The organism is Blautia sp. HA9023 (assembly GCF_056504095.1).
This window is the reverse complement of record NZ_JBWLUR010000003.1, coordinates 1-23,363: the sequence shown is the minus strand read 5'-3', so window position 1 is coordinate 23,363 and position 23,363 is coordinate 1. Positions and strand designations below refer to the sequence as shown.

27 protein-coding genes are annotated in these 23,363 nt (G+C 40.9%); 9 read left to right on the top strand and 18 right to left on the bottom strand.

Going from position 1 to position 23,363, the window contains the following annotated elements; genetic code table 11:
• Positions 1-125: 125 nt before the first annotated feature.
• The 7 genes from secD to AC04Q6_RS02185 all read right to left on the bottom strand — a co-directional run bounded on the left by secD (position 126) and on the right by AC04Q6_RS02185 (position 8,099).
• Positions 126-2,543: a protein translocase subunit SecD gene (gene secD, locus AC04Q6_RS02215; RefSeq protein ID WP_118071395.1), complete on the bottom strand. Its 2,418-nt coding sequence runs from the start codon at positions 2,541-2,543 to the stop codon at positions 126-128.
• A gap of 15 nt (positions 2,544-2,558) precedes the next feature.
• Positions 2,559-3,923 carry a thioether cross-link-forming SCIFF peptide maturase gene (gene scfB / locus AC04Q6_RS02210; RefSeq protein ID WP_021977275.1) on the bottom strand — a complete coding sequence of 455 codons (1,365 nt, stop codon included), beginning with the start codon at positions 3,921-3,923 and terminating at the stop codon, positions 2,559-2,561.
• A 143-nt stretch (positions 3,924-4,066) separates the two neighbouring features.
• Positions 4,067-4,207, bottom strand: coding sequence for a six-cysteine ranthipeptide SCIFF (gene scfA, locus AC04Q6_RS02205; protein WP_015524633.1), 141 nt, complete (start codon positions 4,205-4,207; stop codon positions 4,067-4,069).
• An 82-nt stretch (positions 4,208-4,289) separates the two neighbouring features.
• Positions 4,290-4,640: a TIGR04086 family membrane protein gene (locus tag AC04Q6_RS02200; RefSeq protein WP_021977274.1), complete on the bottom strand. Its 351-nt coding sequence runs from the start codon at positions 4,638-4,640 to the stop codon at positions 4,290-4,292.
• A 57-nt stretch (positions 4,641-4,697) separates the two neighbouring features.
• A complete protein-coding gene (locus tag AC04Q6_RS02195) occupies positions 4,698-6,392 on the bottom strand; it encodes an ICP22 family protein (RefSeq protein ID WP_118071396.1) in 1,695 nt (564 codons plus the stop codon).
• 208 nt (positions 6,393-6,600) lie between these two features.
• Positions 6,601-7,194, bottom strand: a complete 594-nt coding sequence (locus AC04Q6_RS02190) for a YdcF family protein (protein ID WP_021977272.1) — start codon at positions 7,192-7,194, stop codon at positions 6,601-6,603.
• 140 nt (positions 7,195-7,334) lie between these two features.
• Positions 7,335-8,099 (bottom strand): N-acetylmuramoyl-L-alanine amidase, encoded by a 765-nt coding sequence (locus AC04Q6_RS02185; RefSeq protein ID WP_021977271.1) that lies wholly within the window; start codon positions 8,097-8,099, stop codon positions 7,335-7,337.
• A 267-nt stretch (positions 8,100-8,366) separates the two neighbouring features.
• Here AC04Q6_RS02185 and AC04Q6_RS02180 point away from each other — a divergent pair, with 267 nt between their 5' ends.
• From AC04Q6_RS02180 to AC04Q6_RS02170, 3 genes are all read left to right on the top strand, one after another.
• On the top strand, positions 8,367-9,344 hold the full coding sequence (locus tag AC04Q6_RS02180) for an ABC transporter substrate-binding protein (RefSeq protein WP_021977270.1): 978 nt from the start codon (positions 8,367-8,369) through the stop codon (positions 9,342-9,344).
• Positions 9,345-9,433: 89 nt separating this feature from the next.
• Positions 9,434-10,348: an ABC transporter permease gene (locus tag AC04Q6_RS02175; protein ID WP_118071397.1), complete on the top strand. Its 915-nt coding sequence runs from the start codon at positions 9,434-9,436 to the stop codon at positions 10,346-10,348.
• A 2-nt stretch (positions 10,349-10,350) separates the two neighbouring features.
• On the top strand, positions 10,351-11,145 hold the full coding sequence (locus AC04Q6_RS02170) for an ABC transporter ATP-binding protein (protein WP_021977269.1): 795 nt from the start codon (positions 10,351-10,353) through the stop codon (positions 11,143-11,145).
• Positions 11,146-11,238: 93 nt separating this feature from the next.
• On the opposite strand, the gene AC04Q6_RS02165 is transcribed toward AC04Q6_RS02170, so the two are convergent.
• From AC04Q6_RS02165 to AC04Q6_RS02140, 6 genes are all read right to left on the bottom strand, one after another.
• Positions 11,239-12,171 (bottom strand): DUF5688 family protein, encoded by a 933-nt coding sequence (locus tag AC04Q6_RS02165; protein ID WP_021977268.1) that lies wholly within the window; start codon positions 12,169-12,171, stop codon positions 11,239-11,241.
• 273 nt (positions 12,172-12,444) lie between these two features.
• The gene (locus AC04Q6_RS02160) at positions 12,445-12,912 is read right to left on the bottom strand and encodes a low molecular weight protein-tyrosine-phosphatase (protein ID WP_118071398.1); all 468 of its coding nucleotides are present in this window, start codon (positions 12,910-12,912) and stop codon (positions 12,445-12,447) included.
• Between the two features lie 215 nt (positions 12,913-13,127).
• The gene (locus tag AC04Q6_RS02155) at positions 13,128-14,342 is read right to left on the bottom strand and encodes an integrase DNA-binding domain-containing protein (protein WP_476389500.1); all 1,215 of its coding nucleotides are present in this window, start codon (positions 14,340-14,342) and stop codon (positions 13,128-13,130) included.
• A 104-nt stretch (positions 14,343-14,446) separates the two neighbouring features.
• On the bottom strand, positions 14,447-14,668 hold the full coding sequence (locus AC04Q6_RS02150) for an excisionase (protein ID WP_021650362.1): 222 nt from the start codon (positions 14,666-14,668) through the stop codon (positions 14,447-14,449).
• Between the two features lie 424 nt (positions 14,669-15,092).
• Positions 15,093-15,365, bottom strand: coding sequence for a helix-turn-helix domain-containing protein (locus AC04Q6_RS02145; protein WP_015541278.1), 273 nt, complete (start codon positions 15,363-15,365; stop codon positions 15,093-15,095).
• Positions 15,352-15,789, bottom strand: coding sequence for an RNA polymerase sigma factor (locus AC04Q6_RS02140; RefSeq protein WP_005426505.1), 438 nt, complete (start codon positions 15,787-15,789; stop codon positions 15,352-15,354). The genes AC04Q6_RS02145 and AC04Q6_RS02140 overlap by 14 nt, the downstream gene beginning before the upstream one ends.
• 504 nt (positions 15,790-16,293) lie before the next feature.
• Between AC04Q6_RS02140 and AC04Q6_RS02135 the strand changes: the two genes are divergently transcribed.
• Positions 16,294-16,653 (top strand): helix-turn-helix domain-containing protein, encoded by a 360-nt coding sequence (locus AC04Q6_RS02135; protein ID WP_015524620.1) that lies wholly within the window; start codon positions 16,294-16,296, stop codon positions 16,651-16,653.
• A 63-nt stretch (positions 16,654-16,716) separates the two neighbouring features.
• On the opposite strand, the gene AC04Q6_RS02130 is transcribed toward AC04Q6_RS02135, so the two are convergent.
• Entirely contained in the window at positions 16,717-17,052 is a 336-nt protein-coding gene (locus tag AC04Q6_RS02130; RefSeq protein ID WP_005426510.1) for a hypothetical protein, read from the bottom strand.
• 171 nt (positions 17,053-17,223) lie between these two features.
• Here AC04Q6_RS02130 and AC04Q6_RS02125 point away from each other — a divergent pair, with 171 nt between their 5' ends.
• The 3 genes from AC04Q6_RS02125 (at position 17,224) to AC04Q6_RS02115 (ending at position 18,080) form a co-directional block, all read left to right on the top strand.
• Positions 17,224-17,487: a helix-turn-helix domain-containing protein gene (locus tag AC04Q6_RS02125; RefSeq protein ID WP_015541275.1), complete on the top strand. Its 264-nt coding sequence runs from the start codon at positions 17,224-17,226 to the stop codon at positions 17,485-17,487.
• A 94-nt stretch (positions 17,488-17,581) separates the two neighbouring features.
• Positions 17,582-17,755, top strand: a complete 174-nt coding sequence (locus AC04Q6_RS02120; protein ID WP_005426514.1) for a hypothetical protein — start codon at positions 17,582-17,584, stop codon at positions 17,753-17,755.
• Entirely contained in the window at positions 17,742-18,080 is a 339-nt protein-coding gene (locus AC04Q6_RS02115; RefSeq protein ID WP_019162149.1) for a type II toxin-antitoxin system RelE/ParE family toxin, read from the top strand. The genes AC04Q6_RS02120 and AC04Q6_RS02115 overlap by 14 nt, the downstream gene beginning before the upstream one ends.
• Before the next feature lie 47 nt (positions 18,081-18,127).
• Here the strand turns inward: AC04Q6_RS02115 and AC04Q6_RS02110 are convergent, their stop codons facing one another.
• Positions 18,128-18,487: an MmcQ/YjbR family DNA-binding protein gene (locus AC04Q6_RS02110; protein ID WP_019162150.1), complete on the bottom strand. Its 360-nt coding sequence runs from the start codon at positions 18,485-18,487 to the stop codon at positions 18,128-18,130.
• 400 nt (positions 18,488-18,887) lie between these two features.
• Here AC04Q6_RS02110 and AC04Q6_RS02105 point away from each other — a divergent pair, with 400 nt between their 5' ends.
• Together AC04Q6_RS02105 and AC04Q6_RS02100 are read left to right on the top strand one after the other, a co-directional pair.
• Positions 18,888-19,229, top strand: coding sequence for a MobC family plasmid mobilization relaxosome protein (locus AC04Q6_RS02105; RefSeq protein WP_118063470.1), 342 nt, complete (start codon positions 18,888-18,890; stop codon positions 19,227-19,229).
• A complete protein-coding gene (locus tag AC04Q6_RS02100) occupies positions 19,178-20,557 on the top strand; it encodes a relaxase/mobilization nuclease domain-containing protein (protein WP_118071399.1) in 1,380 nt (459 codons plus the stop codon). Before AC04Q6_RS02105 ends, AC04Q6_RS02100 begins: the two co-directional genes overlap by 52 nt.
• Before the next feature lie 23 nt (positions 20,558-20,580).
• On the opposite strand, the gene AC04Q6_RS02095 is transcribed toward AC04Q6_RS02100, so the two are convergent.
• The 3 genes from AC04Q6_RS02095 to istA are packed head-to-tail and all read right to left on the bottom strand — an operon-like array spanning position 20,581 to position 23,228.
• Positions 20,581-20,832: a winged helix-turn-helix domain-containing protein gene (locus AC04Q6_RS02095; protein WP_330636743.1), complete on the bottom strand. Its 252-nt coding sequence runs from the start codon at positions 20,830-20,832 to the stop codon at positions 20,581-20,583.
• Positions 20,833-20,865: 33 nt separating this feature from the next.
• Positions 20,866-21,606 carry an ATP-binding protein gene (locus tag AC04Q6_RS02090; protein ID WP_235816130.1) on the bottom strand — a complete coding sequence of 247 codons (741 nt, stop codon included), beginning with the start codon at positions 21,604-21,606 and terminating at the stop codon, positions 20,866-20,868.
• On the bottom strand, positions 21,603-23,228 hold the full coding sequence (istA, locus tag AC04Q6_RS02085) for an IS21 family transposase (protein WP_118071400.1): 1,626 nt from the start codon (positions 23,226-23,228) through the stop codon (positions 21,603-21,605). Before istA ends, AC04Q6_RS02090 begins: the two co-directional genes overlap by 4 nt.
• Between the last annotated feature and the right edge of the window lie 135 nt (positions 23,229-23,363).

Genomic DNA, 23,363 nt, shown 5'->3' with positions numbered 1-23,363 from the left:
ATTGTAACCCATAATCCCGTCTGGCTGCAAGTTTTTTGTGACGCACAAGAAAACACCGCATAAAAAAAACGTTCCGCCGGGAAATTATCTTTCCCGATACGGAACGTTTCTGTTATTTGGCAGTTTTACTCGGATTTCTCCTCGTCGCTCTGCTGTTTTGCTGCTTCCTGCGCCGCAAGACGCTCAGCAACTCTTTTACGGTTTTTCTTCTTTGGCTGCTGCGGGGCTGCCGGCTGTCCGGATGGCTGTTTTGCCTTTTTCTCAGAGGAAGTCTGAACGGACGCTGCTGCAGCTGCCGGTGCGGCAGTACGGTTCTTTCTGAAAGTCTTCATGGTGTACCACAGAGCACCTGTGATGCATACAGAAGAATATGCTCCGCCAATGATACCTACCATCAGAGGTGCTGCAAATTCTTTAATAGAGGAAACGCCCATCACATAAAGAATCGCAACCATAACGAAAGTTGTAAGAGATGTGTAAATGCTTCGTGTCAGAGTTTCTGTAACACTGGTGTTTACGATCTCTTTCAACTTCTCATCTTCGACTTTCTTTCTGCCCTTCATATTCTCACGGATACGGTCGAAGATGACGATGGTGGCATTGATAGAATAACCTACGATCGTCAGCATACACGCGATAAATGTATTTCCTACAGATGTTCTGGAAATAACATAAAATGCAAGTACAACCAGGACATCATGAAGAAGTGCAAGTACCGCACTGCTTGCAAAGCGGATATCCTTGAAACGGAACCAGATGTAAAGAAGCATGAAGATCGCAGCTACGATAACGGCTACGATAGCATCTCTTCTCATCTCATTGCTAACGGTAGCGGAAATATTCTCAGATGTGATCAGGCTTGTGTCTACATCAAAGTTTTCTTCCAGTGCCTTGTTCAGTGCTTCACGTTCCTTAAGGTCCAGAGAACGTGTTTTGATCACTACCTGATTGGTTCCCTGAACTTTGGTCGGCTGTACGTTCTTATCTCCTGTCACGGCCTCAACAACCGGTGTTACCTCAGAGTCGATCTCCTTGATATCCATCTCTTTGTTGAAGGTTACATTGGTAGAAGTACCGCCGGAGAACTCCAGACTGTAATTCATGGCTTTATCACCGATCACATTGCTGTGGATCAGCATTCCCACAGGTCCGCAGAGGATCAGGATAATGGAAATGGTAAAGAAGATCTTTCTCTTTCCAACAAAATCCACAACCTTACGCTCTTTGGCAACGCCGTAGAATTTCGGATCACGGACACCAACTGCGTATACTGCATTGATCACAAATCTGGACACAACCAGTGCTGTAAACATGGAGATCACGATACCCATTGCCAGTGTATAAGCAAATCCCTTAACGGAACCGGAGCCCAGCCACATCAGCACGCAGGCTGCGATCAATGTTGTGATGTTTCCATCAAAAATAGCGGAAAACGCTTTGCTAAATCCACTCTTGATCGCTGCATGGACCGAAAGACCTGCCGCGATCTCCTCACGGATTCTGGCGTAGATGATAACGTTGGCATCCACCGCCATACCAATGCCCAGAATGATACCTGCAATACCCGGAAGCGTAAGGGTGATATCAAAGGCATTCAGTGTGATCAGCATTAAAGTTGTATAAAGGACCAGGGCAACAGATGCAACCAGACCAGGAATGCGGTATGCGATGATCATGATCAGCATAACGATCACAAGACCGATTGCTCCGGCTTTCACACTTGTAGCAATAGCTTCCTCACCAAGCTGTGCAGCAACTACGCTGGAACGAAGCTCGGTAAGCTCAAGGCTTAAGGAACCGATTCTTATGTAAGAAGCAAGGTTCTGTGCCTCTTCTGTGCTTGCCATTCCGGTGATCTGAGCTTTTCCGCCGGAGATCTCCTCATTTACATTCGGAGCACTTAAAACCTGATTGTCATATACAATTGCGATCTGCTTGCCAACATTTGCCTTGGTAGCTTCCGCAAATTTGGTTTTTCCATCTTTTGTAAGAGTCAGGCTGACTGCGTATTTCTGGGAGCTTGTGGATGAATCCTGATAAGCACCTCCCTCAGCATCTGCAACGTCTGTACCTTCCAGTACAACAGAACCGGCCTTCTGGATATCCTCGATGCTTCTTGCAAGGACATATCCGCTCTCGCTGTTTCCTGTTGTAAAGTTCTGGTTTCCGTCTGCATCTGTCTGATCGATGAAATACAGGGAACCTGGTTTTCCAAGTTCTTCCAGGATCGCATTTGCATCTGATACTCCCGGAATCTCAATGGTAATACGGTTGGAACCTTCCTGATACGCCTGTGCCTCAGTACTGTACTGAGAAACACGCTGCTGCATCTTGTAAACAGTATCGGACATGTCTTCCTTGCTCGGATTGCTGTCCTTGGCCTGGTATGTGATGCTGACACCGCCGGCAAGATCAAGTCCGGTGTTGATGTTCTTAGCCGAACCTGTACCTGTAGGGCCAATGCCTACCGCAGCCACATAGCAGAAGAATACTGTGACAATCGCTGTCAGAAGCAGCACTGCAATTCCTCTACTTTTCTTCATTTTCTTTTTCCTCTCTTATTCCGCCAAAGCGGCTTTTATCATGATAGCGCACTCCACACGCTTCCTCTGGAGTTCGCATCCGATCTTATAATTTCCCCGGATATCTCCCCCGAAATGATAGCCGTTTGCCGCACAGCCGCCGCTGCAGTAGAATCTGGCAAAACAGTCTTTACAGTCCGGTTTGGTGTAGACGTTACATCTTCCGAAATCTTTTACGATTTCAGGTTTTGTGATTCCCTCGTCTACATTACCCATGAGGTACTGTTCCTCACCGACAAACTGATGGCATGGATAAAAATCTCCCCACGGTGTGACAGCCAGGTACTCAGTTCCTGAGCCACATCCGGAAAGACGTTTGTATACACACGGACCACCGGTAAGGTCGATCATAAAGTGGAAGAAGTTGAATCCTTTTCCCTCTTTTTCTCTTTTGATCATTTCTTTTGCAAGAATGTCATACTGTTCCAGGATCTGAGGAATATCCTCCTCACGGATGGCATACTCTTCTGTATCTGCTGCTACAACCGGCTCCACAGAGATCTGTTTGAAGCCAAGGTCAGCCAGATGAAGAACATCCTGGGAAAAATCAAGATTATGATGGGTAAAGGTTCCTCTTACATAATACTTGTCCTGATTTCTGGACTCCGCAAATTTCTCGAATTTCGGCATGATCAGATCATAACTTCCTGCACCTTTACGGAACGGGCGCATGTAATCATGGACTTCTTTTCTTCCGTCCACACTTAAAACTACATTTCCCATCTCTTTGTTACAGAATTCCATAACCTCATCATTTAAAAGAACGCCATTGGTTGTCAGTGTGAAACGGAATTTCTTATTATGAAGCTTCTCCTGCTCTCTTCCATATTTCACAAGATCCTTTACAACCTGCCAGTTCATAAGCGGCTCGCCACCAAAGAAATCCACTTCCAGATTCTTTCTGGAACCGGAATTGGCGATCAGGAAATCCAGTGCCTTCTTTCCAACTTCAAAGGACATCAGCGCACGTCTTCCATGATACTCTCCTTCTTCCGCAAAACAGTATCTGCATGCCAGATTACAGTCATGGGCAATATGAAGGCAGAGAGCCTTTACAACGGTCTGACGGTTCTTGGTAAATTCGTCAATGATATTCTCATAAATATCCTTTGTAAAAAGCATTCCCTGTTCCTTTAGCTTCTTACATTCAGTTACTGATGTTTCCACATCTTCTTTCTTAAAACGGTCGCCAAGCTTCTCGGCAATAGCATCCGCTTCCATGCCTTCTTCCAGATACGGCAGTACCTCGTAGGTTACTTCATCTACAAGGTGGATACAGCCGCTGTTGATGTCCAGCACGATATTATATCCATTACTCTGATAACGGTGAATCAGACTCATCTTCCCGCAATCCTTTCTAAAAATCTTTTATAACCCGACAAAACGCGCCCTCCGGCGCGTTTTGCTGGATACCTGTTACTTTCAGATAAAACAAGTGAAGCAGCGGGTCTCCCGCTGCTTTCCACTCATTCAACGGCTGCTTCTTATTTATGCTCGCAGCTCTGGTTTCCTACTGTACAGGAAGTCTTGCAAGCAGACTGACAGGATGTCTGACATTCGCCACATCCACCCTTCTTAACCGTGTTCTGAAGGTTCTTTGTATTTAATGTCTTGATATGTTCCATGATATATCCTCCTTTATGTATTCTATTCTCCGCCTAGTATAGCATAAAATTGTCGATTTTCAAAGCATTTTTTTGCAAGCTTTTACGACAGCATTCCCCCGATGGCTCCGCCGCCCAGGCACATAAAAAAAGTAGTCACTGCATGGATAAAAGTCATATCCCATTTTCCCTGTGCCAGAAAAGATACCAGAAGCAGTAGAACATAATAAGACAGCCCTGTAACAATTCCCCACAGATAACGGTTCTTACGCATAATTCTGCCGGCGGCAAAACCTCCGGCCAGGCAGGACACCACATAAATAAAAACAATTCCTGCAGCTGCCGCTCCTTCGCCCAGCTCAAACTGAAAAAGCAGAAAAGCCAGAAGCAAAAGAAAAAGTCCTGTCAGCCCATAAGACAGTAATAATGACCACAACACTGTTTTTACACGCATAAAAAGCCCTCCCAGTCTCATTATACGGGAGGACTTTTACTCTTATTCTTATTAATTTTATTTCTTTCTCTTTTTGAGGAATACCGCCACACCGGCTACAACTGTCGCTGCCACAAACAGAATTACAAAAGGAAGAATCTGTGTCGTATCTCCGGTATTTACCTGTTTCTTGGATTTCGCCTGTGAAGACTGGTCTTCGGACTCACTGCTCTCAGTACCGTTCTGTGAAGAAGAGTCTGTCAACTCTGCTGTTCCGGAAGACAGATCTTTGGATGTATCCATTTCATCTGTGCTTTCACCGCTGTCATTGGAAGTATCAGTCGAACTGCCTGCTCCCGTATCTGTGGAAGAAGTATCCGCTGCCGGTGTCACTGTCACACTGCTGTCGCTTCCCGCATCCGGTCCTACCAGAGATTTACTTCCCGCAATACCGAACGGACTGAAAGAATGCGTACTGAAAGTCATGGTATCTCCATCCACACTCGGGATGATCGTTTCCATAGCGCCATTGTCAAGAAGGTGCTCAATAGAATATGTATAGCCTGCTTTTACCGGCACGGTTACACTGATGTATTCTCCATCTGGAATCTCATATTCTGTATTTTTCTGAGTATCCCAGAGTTCAAATTCATAGGATTTAAAGATCGCAGCATCCTCTTCATTGGTAAACTGGTAGTCATCACCTCCGGAAACACGGAACTGCACATACCACGGAAGGTCAATACCGGATACTGTGATTCCATCACAGGTATGATTCTGTACAGCAGTTGCAGCTTTCTCCGCATCTGTCAGATCAGTAGCCGCATTCTGAGGACGTTTATCTTCTGCATCGTCTTTTCTGTCAAAAATATTATCCTTGTTATCTTCCGGTTTTTCTGTGATCTCTGGGATTTCTGTTGTATCCGGGGTCTCTGTTACCTCTGGAGCGTCATCTTTATTATCTGCTTTACTATCTGCAGGATCAGAATCTGCGGTGCTATCATCTGCTGCAGGAGTTGTGCTCACTTCCGGTGTTTCTGTTACTTCCGGTTTCTCATTGTCCGGCGTATCGTCTTCTCCAGCCGGTGTTGCGGTTGCCTCCGGTGTCTCCATTATCTGGGGTTTCTGGTCCGATTTGTTCTGGCCATCTGTATTCTGACCATCCTTATCACCAGAAGAATCTGTATCTTCTTTATTCTGATCTTCAACAGCACTGCTGTCTTCCGAAGTATCTTTCTGGTCTCCGCTCTCGTTGGAATTATCTTCTTCTACTGTTTCTTTGTCAGACGTATCTGAGCTGTCCTCATCACTGTCGGAAGTATTCTTTTCTTTTTCATCGGATTCCTCATATTCATAAGAATCCCTGTCCTCATCGCTCACATACTCCTCTGAAGTGCTGTCAAGACTGCTGACAACAACAGTTACATAACCGGTGATCGTTCCTGAAGCGCTGTCCCATCCTGGAAGTCCGGAAAGATCTGCACTGGTTGACGGTTTAAATACAACCTCACAGGACTGCACACGTTTCTCCGGGATATAAGATCCATCCACCCAGGAAAGTGTTCCATATGAATTAGATGGAAGTGCAATATTTCTCAGTGCAGTTGGACTGTCAATCGTAATATTGTCCGGAATCACAGCCCCGGATTCAACACCGGAAGTGCTGTCCGCATATGCCGGGAATGCCTGTCCCCCCATCAATGTCATAGATAACGCCGCTGCTGCCAATATCGAAAAGCTTCTGCTAAAAGTAATCTTTGTATTCTTTTTCATAATAATCTGCACCTCTATATTCAAAATCTTCGTTTTATATTTGTTATTTATCTGAAAATTCTTTTACATAAAATATCGAACGCATTTATCACGCGCCCGAATTAATATTTCTCCAAAAATTAATATCTTGTTAATCTTTCGTAACAGATATTTCGTTTTTTCGTCAAAAGCATTATAACACAATTCTTTTTTTTACGACACCCCCAAATTAATTTTTTTTAAGCATCACAGAAAACTGTTTGATTATTCGTGTCATTTCTCCCATTACTTCGTCAATTCCCTCATTTGTCTCACTCCAGTTACTTTTATCAACCGAATCCACACAACATGAACATACAAAAAAATCTGTGTCCGGATAAAGCATTTTATAATACATTAATGCACGTCTTGCATGGCAGGCTTTACAGCAGAGAATCGCCTTCTGGATATTCAGGTGCTCTCTGTCTGTTACCTGCCTGGAGTAGATTGCATTTTCATAAGTAAACGTAGCCTGATCCTCTCTCAGAATAGCTTCCCTGGGCACTCCATTTTTCATAAGGACATCTCTTAAAAATTCCCATTCTGTCTTATAAGCCCCGGTATAATATTCTTTTTTTTCCAGCACTCCTGCAAATTTTCCAGCTGTAATACTGTATCTCCCGCTTGGAAGTATCTTCGGCGCCATTCCACACCTGTACAGCTGTGCCGCCTTTTCGGCCATCTGCGGATATCCGTTTCCGGGAACAAATATCACATCCGCTTTTTCCGGTTTATCTTCTATAAATATAAAATCTTCGATCTGTTTTAAAAATTCCTCATACATTCTCTGTTTTCCTTCCCTGTTGTATCTCAAACAGAAATATTCTTTTTGCAAAAACAAACATTTCTGATCTTCTTCATTTTTGTGTATCATATCATGCTTTCTCATGGATACTGTTTCAGATTCTATCCGGATCTCCTGTTTTATCTTGTAACGATCACGGTACTGTACCCATGGTCTCTGAGACGTTGCTCCATATTCACCGCATTACCAAGCTGCAGATATGCACCCACCTGAACTTTATAAAGATCATTCTCCTTCAGGATAAATGCCGGAAATCCCTGATCTGTCAGCTGATACAGCATCCGGTCCGCATTTTCTCTATTTCGAAAAGCCCCGGTCTGTACACGATAATATAACGGAGCATCTACTTTTTCATCATCCAGGGTACCCAGTATCGCATCTGCAATGCTTTTGGCAATCTCTTTAAACTTCTCATCAAAAAGCTGATTATCCTTCTCCGAATTAATAAATCCGGTTTCTATCAAAAGTGCCGGCATTTTAGTTCTTCGGAGAACAACAAGCCCTGGTCTTTCCTTTACTCCCAGTTCCTGAAATCCCAACTCGCCAAGTGCACCTACAATATTCTGTGCCATCTGGTACTTTATGCCTTTCTTATCATAAACCAATACCTCAACTCCGTTGTATTGTCCAGATTGCGGACTGCTGTTTCTGTGAAAAGAAATAAAATAATCAGCACCTGTTTCATTAGCTATCCTCGCTTTTTCAAAAGGAGTCTGATAAACATCCGTAGTTCTTGTATACACCACGTCTACCCCATTATCCTCCAGAATCCTGCCCACAGCAAGTGCCAGTTTCAGATTATCATCCTTTTCTTTACGATCTTTATAAACAGCTCCCGGATCTTCCCCACCATGGCCTGCATCCAGAACAATCTTATATGCCATATTTTTCTCCCTACAAAAATATCCAGTCATAATAAGATATGAATCTGTCTTTTTCCTGTGCATAAGTTTATCATTTTATTTTACCGGACAGATATTTATGACCATACAGAGGATTTTCCCGGATTTGTCCTGAATATTTTTTTCAATCAACGCATTTTCACGTTAATTCTTCTTGACTTTTAAGTGCTAAAGCGTTATACTAACACAATCAGTGTTGCTTTTTTAATATTCAAAAAGATGCAACTATATCGTGAGGAGGAAAACAATATGAAAAAGCGTGTTTTAACAGCTGTACTCGCAGCAGCTCTTGTAACAGGAACCTGTGCTGCCACAGTAAGCGCCAAAGAAGAAAAAACTTACACCATCGGTATCTGTCAGCTGGTTCAGCATGATGCACTGGATGCCGCAACCAAAGGTTTTGAGGATGCTATCACCGAAAAGATGGGTGATTCTGTAAAATTTGATGAGCAGAATGCACAGGGTGATTCCAATACCTGTTCTACGATTATCAACAGCTTTGTTTCTGAAGGAACTGACCTGATCCTCGCAAACGCAACCGCATCTCTTCAGGCTGCTGCTGCAGGAACTTCCGATATCCCGATCCTTGGAACAGCCGTTACAGAATACGGTGTCGCTCTCGGAATTGATGATTTCGACGGCACAGTAGGCGGAAATATTTCCGGTACTTCTGACCTTGCTCCACTTGATGAGCAGGCAGATATGCTCCATGAACTTTTCCCGGATGCGAAAAATGTCGGACTTCTCTACTGCTCCGCAGAGCCGAATTCCCAGTATCAGGTAGATACAGTCAAGGATGCTCTTGAAAAACTTGGATATACATGTGAGTATTATGCATTCTCCGATTCCAACGATCTTTCTTCTGTTGTTACTACAGCTGCCAATGACAGTGATGTAATCTATGTACCAACAGATAATACAGTTGCTTCCAATACAGAGATCATCAACAACATCTGTCTTCCGGCAAAAGTTCCGGTAATCGCAGGTGAGGAAGGTATCTGCCAGGGATGTGGTGTTGCAACTCTTTCCATCAGCTACTATGACCTTGGATACAAAACCGGCGAAATGGCAGTCAGCATCCTTCAGGATGGCGAAGATATCTCCAAAATGCCGATTGAATATGCACCAAAATTCACAAAAGAATACAACAAAGACATCTGTGACGAGCTTGGTATTAAAATTCCGGATGGATATGAAGCAATCGAAACAGATAAAACAGCTGAATAATCGGTAAAAAACCTATTATACACTGATACAGCGAGAAGGGAGTTCCCCTTCTCGCTGTTCGTGCATAAAAAAGAGGAGGATAATTTAACATGCAGATTATGAGTTTAATAACCGCACTTCCAGGAGCTGCCGCACAGGGGCTTATCTGGGGAATCATGGCGATCGGTGTGTACATTACATTCCGCATTCTTGATATTGCGGATCTTACCGTTGACGGAACTTTATGTACAGGCGGCGCTGTTTGTATCATGATGATGCTCAGCGGACACAATGTATGGGTGTCCATGCTGGCTGCAACAGGAGCCGGACTTCTGGCCGGTCTTGCCACCGGTATTTTTCATACCTTTATGGGCATCCCGGCTATCCTTGCCGGAATCCTGACACAGCTTTCCCTTTACTCTGTTAACCTGAAGATCATGGGAAAAGCAAACCAGGCGATCAATGTTGATAAATTTAATCTTCTGGTATCCCTTCGACGTGTTAAAGGTGTTTCCTTGACACAAAACACTCTTTTTATTGTAGCCATTATGATCGTTATTCTGATTGCGATTCTTTACTGGTTCTTTGGAACAGAGCTTGGCTGTTCCTTACGTGCTACCGGATGTAATCCAAGCATGTCCCGTGCACAGGGTATCAACACCGACCGTAACAAAGTCCTTGCTCTGATGCTTTCCAACGGACTGGTTGCTCTTTCCGGAGCTCTTCTTACACAGTACCAGGGATTTGCGGATATTAATATGGGACGTGGTTCCATCGTTATCGGTCTTGCTGCCGTTATCATCGGTGAAGCAATCTTCAGCCGTATTTTCCGCAACTTTGCACTGAAGCTCTTAAGTGTTGTATTTGGTTCCATTCTTTATTATCTGGTACTCCAGGTTGTTATCTGGATGGGAATTGATACGGACCTTCTGAAAATGCTTTCTGCCCTTGTTGTTGCACTGTTTCTTGCATTTCCATACTGGAAGGGCAAATATTTTACAAAAGCCAAACAGGGAGGTAAATAATCATGCTGAAATTGATTGATATACATAAAACATTTAATCCGGGTACTATCAATGAAAAAGTTGCCTTAAATGGCGTGGATCTCCATCTGAACGAGGGCGATTTTGTTACTGTTATCGGCGGAAACGGTGCCGGTAAATCCACTATGCTGAATGCAGTTGCAGGTGCCTGGCCTGTAGATTCCGGAAAGATCATCATCGGTGGAACCGATGTCACAAAACTTTCCGAATATAAAAGAGCCGCGTATCTTGGCCGTGTATTCCAGGATCCTATGACCGGAACTGCTGCAACTATGGGAATTGAAGAAAATCTCGCTCTTGCCAAACGCCGCGGAAAATCCCGCCTTCTCCGTCCGGGCATTACCCGCCAGGAACGGGAAGAATACCACGAACTCCTGAAGATTCTCGGTCTTGGTCTTGAGGACCGGCTCACTTCCAAAGTCGGACTCCTCTCCGGTGGCCAGCGTCAGGCATTGACACTTCTGATGGCAACCTTAAAAAAGCCTCAGCTTCTTCTTCTGGATGAACATACCGCAGCTCTCGACCCAAAAACTGCTGCCAAAGTCCTCGAGATCACCGACATGATCGTAAACCGTGATCACCTGACAACCATGATGATCACCCACAACATGCGTGATGCTATCACTCATGGCAATCGTCTGATCATGATGTGGGAGGGAAAGATCATTCTGGATATCCAGGGTGAGGAAAAGAAAAAACTTACTGTAAAAGATCTTCTTGACAAATTCGAAGAAGCCAGCGGCGAAGAATTTTCCAATGATTCTGCTCTTCTCAGTTAAAATTTCTGCAGAATCTATATAGAAAGAACCAAGATGGATTTTATTCCTGCAGACAGGATTTCCATCCTGGTTCTTTTTTGTTTATCTACGTTTCTATTTCACTTCTACAGAAAACTCCCCGGTACGTCGACTATATCGGTAAATGGACGATGTCAGATAATCTTCTTCCGGAGTTGCTTTTTTGACTGTATCCAGGAGAACCTCTTTCAGCTCTTCGGGATAAACTTTATCTGTGCTATGTACCATTACTTCATGAATGCTGGTAAACACAAGATACAGATCAGACTCCAGAAGCTCTGCAAGACGTCGGGCTACACCTGGAAGAAAGATTGCTGCTGCTCCATTAGTACGTTTTTCTGTGCTGAGACAATTCCCTGATATCCCTTTATTCGGATGATAGGATCCCAATATGTCCATAAAATTATCTCCCCTGTATTCCTTATCAAAAAGCATTTTTTCCCAGTGATATATTCTGGGTGGACTGATAAAATATGTATTTACCAGTGCTGCCTCAAAAACTATATCCGGATCTTTTTCCCATTGTTCCAGAAAATGTTTTTTTACTTTTGTACTAAGAATATATCCGTCTTTTTCTCCTGCCATATAATAAAGCACAAGCGCTATATCCCCGACTTTATGATGGATCGTATCTTTCAGGACATCTCTGTTTTTATCTGCATTAAGAAGGCGGATAAAAAGTTTTCCTTTCACTTTTTCGTAATTCTCCAGTTGCTCTATGTCACAGATAACACAGTTTTCTCTGGCTTTTTTTATTTCACATACACAGTCATGAATGATATTTTCCAGTTTGTGCTCTTTACAGTACCGCTCATAAAGTTCTTCCGTATGTAATCCACAGATCTGGCGCGACTTTTCAATATCTCCGCACTCCACAAAAAGCCTGTCTCCTGTGCAGCCATACTTTTCGCCTTTTTTTGCAAAGTAAATCTTCTCCTCTTCCATATCCATAGCAGCAAGAAGAAGCCTCCTCAGATCTGTGATAAACATTTCATAGCCTTTTTCCATATTTAATTCCTTTCTGTGAAACAATGCGGACGAATGTCCTGATTTGATGGTGCCAGCCCTCAACAGGTCGGCAACCTCTGAATTGAATTATTGAATGAATAGAATAAATATATATCTTTGAGTTGTCTGCTGTATAGAACAGTATAAGAGAAGTTTCTGAATTTGTAAAGAAGTTTTCATCGACAGAAAAAGCAGCTTTCGCTGCCTTTTACTGTCAAATCTTTTATATTATTTCACATTTATGTCTCATCAGAGGATCCTGTTGATGTCCTGTTACTGAATTTCTCCATGTTCCTTCAGATATTTCAGAAATCCCTCACATCCTTCCAACACATCTTCATAAGTTTCATCAAAATTTCCCGTGTACCACGGATCTGCAATATCACGTCCAGATCCTGAAAAAGTGAGAAATTTATAAATCTTATCTTCCGGATCATTTCTCAGCACCCGGTTCAGATTCCGTATATTTGCAGTGTCCATACCGATAATATAGTCAAATTTATTATAATCCGCCCATGTGATCTGTTTCGCTCTGTGCGGAATCAGTGGGATTCCCACTTCACGAAGTTTCTTTACAGTTCCTCTGTGCGGCGGATTCCCAATCTCCTCGGTACTTGTCGCAAAACTGTCGATCAGGAACTGCTCTGAAAGACCGAGTGTTTTTACTTTGTAGGTGAAAACACTTTCGGCCATGGTTGAGCGGCATATGTTGCCGTGGCATACAAATAACACTCTTATCATTGCTTAAAACTCCTTGAAATGCTGTATTTACGCTGTTTACAGGCATTTTCCGATAATCTTCAATCCTGTCATTTTCCTGTATATCACAGCATAAATTCGTATATTTTCTTATCCAAATTTAGTAACTTCTTAGTAATAACCAGCCTAGAAAACAGGCTCTCTAAGAACCTTATAATCAGATTATTTTTAATTCTTTTTTCTATTATTTTATCATACTATGCCAGTTTTGCAATCCTATTCATCTCTTCTTTTGCATCAATTAATCCCAGATGCGTATATACATTTAACGTAACCCCTATATCAGAATGTCCCATTAAATATTGGAGTGCTTTCGGATTCATTCCAGCTTTCGCCATATTGGAACAATATGTATGCCTACATACATGAGGCGTGATCTTTGGCATTTGTTCCTCATGAGTACGATTATACTTTCCTAACGCCCACTGAAAATGTTTTTCCCAATGGAGTGCTACCTCAGGCATATCTTTTTTATCCAGGAATAAAAATCGACTATATCCATCTATAATCGGCTCAACCCTTACTTTTTTACGGTTTTTCACAATCTGTTCAAAACATTCATAAACTTCATTTGTCATCGGCAACATTCGTGTTCCACTTGAAGTTTTGGTATCTTCAATGACGTACTGCATTCCTCTGGTTCTCTGAAGCTGATGATTCACATTGATTTTTCTCTCCTGAAGATCAATATCTTTCACTGTCAATCCACAAAACTCAGAAATACGAAGTCCAGTCTTAAACAAAATAAACATTCCATTATAGTATTTTGAGTAATGGTCATCATTTCGGATAAACTCCAGAAATAACTCTTCCTGTTCTTTTGTAATTGCCTGTCTTGTAACACTGTCATTTACGACAACTGTACATAATTGAAATTCAAAAGGATTCTTGCGCAGTAAATCATCTTCAACTGCCATCTGAAATGCAGGTCTTACAATTCCACGCACACTGTGAATGGAACTGTATCCTCTTCCATCTGCTTGCAGCTTAATAAACCATGCTTTTGCATCCGACAATTTTATTTTATCTATTCTTCTGGTTCCGAATTCTTCTTTTTTTATTATATTGATCACAAAATCATAGTTCGCCTGAGTATTATGACGAACCCCCTTTTTTTGTCCAATATATTTTTGAACCAAATCCAAAACTGTTAAATTTCCTCCGTAAGGTACTATACCATCATGTAAATCTCTTTGGATATTTTTTTCTTTTTCCCTTAGAGCTAAGCATGGTCTGCATCCAGTTGGCAGAGAATCTGTTGGCTCTAATTTCCAACTATACAAAAACTTCTGCTTTCCATAACAATCTGTATATACAAACGCATATCTTCCATCTTTTCTCTGACTTTCTCCGTTTCGTAAAATTCGACCTTTTTTATCTCGTCGTTTTTGGTCACGTTTTGTTTTACCCAAACGTCTTCGCCCCTTTCTACGAAGAAGCCCTAGCACGATATAGGTATTATATCATACCAGGGCTAACATTTCCACTTTAAAGTGCTAAATTGTTCGTATATTTTTTACAAAGACGTAGTCTGATCCAGAAAGGCCTCAAATTTCTTACGGTTAATCAATGACTTACACCCCACCTGGACTGTAAAGCAACATTCTGAATTTAGATGTTCCGAAATAAGCATCCTTATTTTCTTTTCACCTATTCCGAAATATTGCACTGCTTCATCCACCGTAAGCATATATTTTTCCCAAATTGGAATCTTACCTTTTTCAATTTTAATCGCCACTCTTCTCTCCTCCTTTTCTCTTTGGACAAAACATTTTTATCTGCCCATGACAATTTACAATTTTATACACTGTCATCGGCAGATAAAATTACAATACAGGTGGCAGTTCAGTACTCTGCCCACATCGGTTTTGCACCGTCATTAAATATGACCAGATTTTTTCTGGAAGTATCATTATCACAGATATGCTTCGTCGCCCTGTGCAGCTGCTACACATTTTGTCAAATTCTTCTCGCTCCATACCTTTACTTCAATGTTATATTTCAGCATTTCCTCGTATTTACTCCATTAACAGAGCAGATATATCATGGCGGATTTACCTAGTGGCTCTACATATCTTCACGTCCTGTATGTAAAACAATATACAATTTTCAAGGTACAAAAATTCCTGAAGGGGAAAAGGAATCTATATTAAATACTCCCTTTACTGATTACTTTTCCTTACATATGATTTCGTATCAAATCCCAAGGTCTTAGTAATCAGTTTTGCTTCCAGGCGTTGACGCAGAGTTTCATCTACACAGTAATGCACCTGTCCAAATTCGTCAAACATTTTTCTGGTAGCCAAAACTGTTATGTACCCTTCATAATGCTTCAACACTGCCTGGATTGCCTCAGTATCACCAGTTGATGCTGCCTCAATAACATGGAATGGCAGCAAATCAAATGCGCATTTCTGTTTTTTACTTTTTTTCATTTGCAGATTCCTCCATATTTTTTCTCATCAGTTCCAGTGATCGTCTACGATGCTCATTAATTGTGCTGCGTACAAGATTCATTTCTCTGGCAATGTCTGCATCACTCATATCCATAAAATATGATAATAACACAACATTCCTTTTCTTTTCAGTAAGTGTCTGCAGTGCTTCAGCAATCAATGCATCTTTGACTTCTATGTCGTAACCCAGGACCTGAAAACGATGTGTTTCCATTTCATGCTCATCCATTATAAAAAGTCTGCTCAACTCCTTTTCTGATAATTCTGACAACATCACTTCATACTTCTGGCGATATGCCATATGCTTTTCATAATTAATAACTTCACTTTTCAATGCCAGCTTGCACAGAGAATCAAACTGATGTCTGACTGTCTGCTCATCTTGAAAAGAGGATTGCTCCATAAGAGTTCACCTCCTTCCCCGCCGGTAGGCAATAAGCAAAGTTCTTGCTTCCCCTTCACACATATCCCAAACGGATGAGTGCATTTGTCGGGGTGTGGGAAGAAATTTTTAAAAAATTTCTTAATAAATACGAGAAAATTGTTTTTCCTGTATTTTGAGGTATATAAAAAACGTCCTAATGGGTAGTTTTTAGCCCATCGGACGCTATTTATATCAAAAGATAATATTTTGCCATCATTTTTTGTGGCATATAATTCACTTTTTGAGGTAAAGAAATTTATTTGCTTTTTTGAACTATTTATCTATTTCATCCGTCACGTAATGACGGATATGATACCAGACAATAAAATTCTTAATCTTTCCTATACCTCCGGATCTGTTTTACGGAAATTCAGAATTTTATATGTCTTTTAAAAAGTGAAATATCACCCTCTTTTTTAGTGAAATATTAGTTCATTTTCTTTCAAGAAAGGGAACTATACACTAAACATGGAGGTGTATCATATGCCAAAACAAACAGATAAAGAACTGGGATTGTTTTTTAAGAACGCCCGACACGAGCAAAAATTGACTTATGAAGAATTAGCTGAAAAAGCAGAAATGTCCAGCCGATATTTAAAGGAAATTGAAAATGGGGGCCGAGTTCCGAGTTTTCATAAAATCAGAAAACTGGTACGCGCTTTAAATGTTCCTCCTGAACCATTGTTTTATCCAAACAATCATACAGATAATCTTGATTATCAACGCCTGCTCATGTACCTGTCAAAATGCAACGATGAGCAAATTACCGCTATCCTTGCCATCGTAGAAGCATACCTGCGCACATACAAAATTCCTACAGACCACGATAAACAAGATCCCTGAAATTCATTTGAATTCTATCTGAATTATTCTGAAGAAGCGGTATGGTTTCCCATACCGCCACTCTTAACGTGCATATTTTTCTATCATTCTCTTAACATTCGTGGATTTCTTTATTGCCCCTATATTAATAAGAAACTCAACTACATCCATCATTCCCTGGTAATAAGCCCGCTGCTCCTCTTCATAATGGAAATGTTCTAACTGATCCAGATATTTATTCCAGAAATTCTGCTCACGCTCTGGGATTTTTTCCAGATGTAGTGGCAGCTTCTTTTGTATTTGTTTCAAATTCTTCTCTGCTTCTTTCCATTCTTCCGGCTGTACTGTATATTCTCTTTCTCCGGAGTCACAGCGCAATTCCTCAAATAAATTCGATACTGCTTCATAAAATTCATTCATCTTCTTTCCACCTCTCATTAGAATTATTTCTCATTACAGGCAGCATTATCATTTTCTTATTTCAAAAATCAAATAAACTTCCCAAAAACTTCATCTTTAGAAGTATAGTAACAATATTTTTCCTTAAAATCAATAATAATACTTCATCTTTAGAAACTTTTGAGGATCAGAATGATTATTTATTGGGATAAAAAAACGAACAGTAAAAACAGAATAGGACAACGGGTAAAAGAATTACGAAAGGCTCATAATCTTACTCAGAAAACACTCGCTGCCAAATTACAACTTGCAGGATATGATTTTAATGATCTGGCAATCCTGCGAATTGAACAAGGCACACGTTTCGTTCCCGACTACGAAGTTGTCGCACTGGCCGAAGTATTTAATGTTTCCTGCGAATATCTTCTTGGTCTGACGGACGCTCCTGCAAAATAATTCAATTGTATTGCTGCCCATTCTATGCTAAACTATGGATAGATACTTCTGAACAACATACACTATTTATAAACCGTATGATTGGAGTGATTTCATGGAATTAACAAAAAAAGTCCCTACAACCGATAAAAACCAGGAAAACAATCATCTTCTCCGCATGTTAGACCGGGGAATTGATGATATGGAAGCTGGTCGTGAATTGCCACTGGAAGATGCTTTTCGCAAAATCACAGAATTAAGGGATGCACGAAGAAATGCAAGAATATAAAATTATTTTAACCTGGGAAGCAATTTACGATGTCACAGACATTGCAGATTATATTGAAGAAGAATTCGGCCAGCAACGTGCTGACCGTTTTCAATCTGATCTGAAAGAACAAATGCAGAATTTAGGCCAGTTCAGTACTGCCTTTCCCCGAACTCAAATTCTGTACAGAGGATATTCCATACATAAAAGATCTTTTCCGCCATCTATTATTTTTTATATTATAATGGAAGAAACAAAAGAGATTCATATTCTCCGAGTGTTGCGCCATGAACGAGATTGGGAAAATATCCTGTTGCAAAGATCAACTTATACATATCCAGAATGAATACCTGGGAGCCAATCAGAGATTTTTCTGAAAGGCTTCCTTTTTTATTACTTCCCACTGTCAATTAAATCATAACTCATATCCAGAAAATCCAGCGTCTTAGCTTCACTGACAGAATCATCCAAAAGAATCGTAATCCAGTGTTGCTTATTCATATGATACCCCGGTAAAAATCCATACGTTTGAATAATCATCCCAACCAGATCAGGATCACATTTTACATCCAGGATGTCAATGTTTCCATCTTCTTCTAATCCCAGTATTTTCTTTTCCACTACCATAATTATAGCATACCATTTTCCATTTTTATGTCGAAGCACCGCAGAATCAGGATCTTTTTTCCATAAATATTCCGGTTCAGTTCCATATTGCTCTTTTACATATTGAAAAATTTCTTCACGTTTCAAATTTATCCCTCACTTACGATTTCTTTCTCTGATTATACGCTATCAGGATTGTATTCTCAACCACTTCTCACAGTTCTATTTATGTTTTATAGCTTTTGCATAGCCTGCTTTGCAGGCTACACCCCAAAAGAAGCAAGCACTGCCAGTGTCATGACACCTGGCTCATTTTGTCAAATTCCCTTTCCGGTTCATTCTACCAAAATGTATCAGGGAGTATCCCTGGCCCTCTCATATTTTATAATTTCTTAATTTGACGCTTTCACCCAGTCCTGTTAAAATAACTTACAGATACATCTGTCCAAACCAACAAAAAACCAAGTACCATAACTGTCATAGCCGAACTGGTTAGACAGTTTTTTTGTACTCTTTTTTATAGAAAAAAACGAATTGGAGGATTTCAATGAGCAAACGTACCAGAATTCATCCCGTACAATTTTATTTGAATGATGACGAACAATACATTTTAGAAGAAAAATATCGTCTTTCCAGGATGAAAAGCAAATCTGCCTTTCTACGGAAAATGATCTTATATGGATTTGTATATGAAGTAGACTACTCTCATATCCGAAAAATGAATACCCTGTTGGGCAATATCAGCAGCAATTTGAATCAGATCACCCATCGTATAAACAGCACCAATGCAGTTTACCAAAAGGATCTGGACGATATAAAGGAGTTAATGGAAAAAATATGGCAGTTACAAAAATCCATGGTATCAAAACAACCGTTGATAAAGCAATAGAATACATCTGCAATCCAGATAAAACAGACCAGAAACTATATATTTCTTCCTTTGCCTGCTCTCCTGAAACAGCAGTTCTTGACTTTAAATACACTTTGGATCATACACATGACTGCAGAGATCCGCACAATACAAATAAGGCATTTCATCTGATTCAGGCATTTTCCCCTGGTGAAGTTTCCTATGAAGAAGCCCATCAAATTGGCAAAGAACTTGCGGATCGCTTACTGGAGGGAAAATACTCCTATGTTCTGACAACACATATTGATAAAGGTCATGTACATAACCATTTAATTTTCTGTTCTGCAGATAATATCACTTTTTCTCATTATCATGACTGTAAAAAGAATTACTGGAAAATACGAAATCTCAGCGACACTTTATGCCAGGAACATAACCTGTCCACAATTATGCCAGATGGTAAAAAGGGAATGAAATACAATGAATGGGCTGCAAATAAATCTGAATCCAGTAAAAAAGCGCAGCTGCGAAAAGATATCAACCAGACAATCCGAATCGTTTCCACTTATTCAGAATTTCTTACATTTATGGAAGCTAAAGGATATGAAATAAAAAACGCAAAATTTGGCGAAAACAGCAGAAAATACATTACCTTTCGTTCTCCCGATATGTCCCGTCCAGTGCGTGGAAGTGCTAAATCTTTAGGAAAAAACTTTACTAAGGAACGTATCAAAGAACGCATTAATAATAAGCTTCACAGAACTACTGTTCCTTCTGTTCGTAATAAGTTAATAGACACCAACACTCCCAATATAGCAGGAAACATTGGATTTCAGAAATGGGCAAATAAGGAAAATTTAAAAATTGTCTCTGCTGAATATAACAAGATGTTCACACATAATCTACATAATTTTTCAGAACTTGAAGACCGCATAGCCTTGTTACATATGCAGCAAAAAGAGGTAAATACCTCTGTTGTTTCTCTCGAGTCTCAGATACGCCATCTTCGAGAAATGCTAAAATATGCCGAACAATATCAGAAAAATAAAATTTACGACGACCATTATAAAAGCTCCAAAGATCCAGATCGTTATTTCCGTAAATATGAATCTCAAATTATTCTTTTCACGGGTGCTGAACATATTTTACAGGAAAATGGTATAAACCTGAAACATCTTAATTCCAATAAGTTGCAAGAGCAAATTGCAGATCTTATTTCCAGAAAGGAATCACTAAATACTCAATACGTTTCCTTTAAGCAAGAAATAAAAGAGTTGGAATTGATACATCAAAACCTGTCCAAATATCTCAAACAGGATGCTCCTGAAATACAAAGATCTTCTCATAACCAACTCCCTTCTTTGTAAAACCATAATAATAGGCAGCGATTTCACTCGCTGCCTAAATTCCCATTAAACCGATATCCTACACCTCGTACTGTTTGTATATATAATGGTTGTCCAGGATCATCTTCTATTTTTTCTCTGATATTGCAGATATGTCGCATAACCACATTATAATCACCTGAATAAGGTTCATTCCATACCAGATCATAAACCATTTCTTTTCCAAATATTCTACTGCAGTTTACGGCATCCAGCGGTCGCCATTCTGTTTTAGAACGGCCGTTTTCCGAAACCAACGGCCGCCCATTTTTTAGTTAGAAGATTACCGCTTATCGTGTGTTAATCTTAATCGTGTAGTGTTTTGTAGCTCTCTTCATGATGGAATTGGCAGATACCTCATCGTTGAGAATCATTGCTTTCCAGTTATCCGGATCACGCTGTGAGCATACGATGGTGCTTTTTCTCTGCTCGTTCCGCTTCTCGAGAAGCTCAAAGAGGATTTTAATCTCTCTTTCGTCAGTGATTGTGTGGAGCAGGAAATCATCCAGGATGATCAGCTCCCATTTGAGATACTTCTTCATCTTGCGGGCATATTTATCGTAATCTTGCTCTTTAAGAGCTACCATGCTTTCCAGAAGTTCCTCGCTGTGAAAGTAACCGACGTTATATCGGTTGCAGGCCTTTATGCCGATAGCTTTTGCAAGGTAAGATTTTCCGGAATCTGATTCTCCGAGAATACAGACATTGTAACCTCTTTCAATAAAGTCAAAAGAGGAAAGCACCTCTGTTATACCAGCAGGCAGATACTCCCGCTTGTCAGAGTCCACACAGCCTGACAATTCTTCAGGTGAGCCCTTCAGATGTGCAGCTGTTAAGCGATTCTTTAATGTCGTGCTGACCTTTTCCTGAAACTGTGGTCCAATCAGTTCTGCAATAAGCGTAAGTCGATCCATTTCCAGAAATCCGGGTTTGTGATACAGATCATCCAATGTAGCTGCCATAGTGGAAAGCTTAAGTTCGTTCAGTTCATCAACGAGTTCATTTATCAGTGCAGTTCCTGTAAGCATCATTCATCGACCTCCTCTCGCATCTGATCAGCAAGAGCCTTGCTGCGTGATAAAAGAGTGTCGATACTGGAAGCTTCCGGTGGCATTACGTACCCTCCTCGTACCGGTTCTTTCTTTGTAGGTGTGGAATGACGGTATCCTGCCTCTCCGAGATCATCTGCTACAACAGATATCGTATTTTTAATAAAGGTATATTTTTGCTTATTCAGAGCAATCGCTTGCTTACAGCACTCCTCCAGAGCCTTATTGCTATACTTCTTTGTAAAGTTCAGAATACCTAAGCACATACGATAGGTCTGTACTTCGTATGGTCTGGATTTGAGGATCGTCCGGATAACAGTTTCTGTATTCCTGCCAATGAGCTGCGCTTTCTGGATAAAGTAAGGACCATTCCACAGAGTGAATCCTTTATAGTTATCTGGCAAGTGTTCAGGATTGGTTGACCACTGTCCTTTGCGGGTAGCTCTGGGCCATTCACAAAGGAACTCTCCGGCAAGAGAATAAATACGAACAACAGTTGAAGATGCCTTAATAGATACTTTCTTATGCAAAAACGCTTTATCTACGCTATAATAAGCATTGTCAAAGCGTACGTGGAAGTCACTTGACACCTTTGCCGTTTTTCTCTCTATGTACTCGTAATGCATGGAGGGGAGCGGCATCAATTCAAGTTTCTCTTCTTCCCAATAGTAGTATCTATTGTGTTCTTTCTTCTTGAATGGCTCTTTATTCAGAGCCTCCAGTTCCTTCCAGAGATCCTTATTAAACTGTTCCAGTGAGAAATACTGGCGTTCTTCAAGTTTGTGGAAGAGGCCCTTCTCGAGAATGCCTACTGCGTTTTCTACAGAACTTTTGAACTTCGGCTTACGAACCTTCGCTGGAAGAATAACGGTGCCATAGTGGTCAGCCCAGTCAGCATAATCTTTGTTTAGTTCAGGTTCAATCCAGTCTTGATTAACGATAACAGCTTGTTTACAGTTATCACAGACTACTAATGCAGGAACTCCACCAAAGTAATTCAATGCATGATTATTGACATCAATCCACTGTGGCTCCTTCGTTGAGAGCATTCCTTCTGCATAGATATACTGTGAATAAGGCAGGATAGCTACAAAAACGACGATGGTCATAATCTCACCGGTAAGAGGATCTGTCATGGAGAACGTCTGTCCAGCAAAGTCAACTTCCATCTTTTGCGCGACAACAGCATCAAAGTGGGCGGTCTCATAATTCTCTTCACACCACTTGTTGTAGAGCTCACAATACTGGCTGTATTGATAGAAACGAGTGCCTTCTTCTTCGCACTTTTTCTTATAGCGGTTCCAAAGAAACATGAGTGTCATGTTTTTACGGGTAGCCATAAGCTTGGCAGCCTCTTCATAATCAGGTAACTCGATGTTCTCATTTCGACCTCCTGATCCAGGTACAGATCCATACACCTTCAGGGCAATACCATAGTTAGTGATGCCTGCTGGTAATGGATAGCTCAGATCTTCGCACTTCTTGAATGCTCTCAAGAAGTCATTAACGCCAGACTTGCTGAAACCAGTCTGACGAGCTATTTCGCTACCGGACATTGATAGCGCGTAGTGTTTGATAATGATGTCCTTGTAATCCAACTGCATACATTATCCTCCTTAAAATGATGTATTCACCATCCCTGAGATGGCTACTATCATTATAAGGATTAGATTACACAGACTGGACTGGTAGCAATTCGGCTGTTCAAAAACGGAATGCGACCGTTTTGCTCCGCAAAT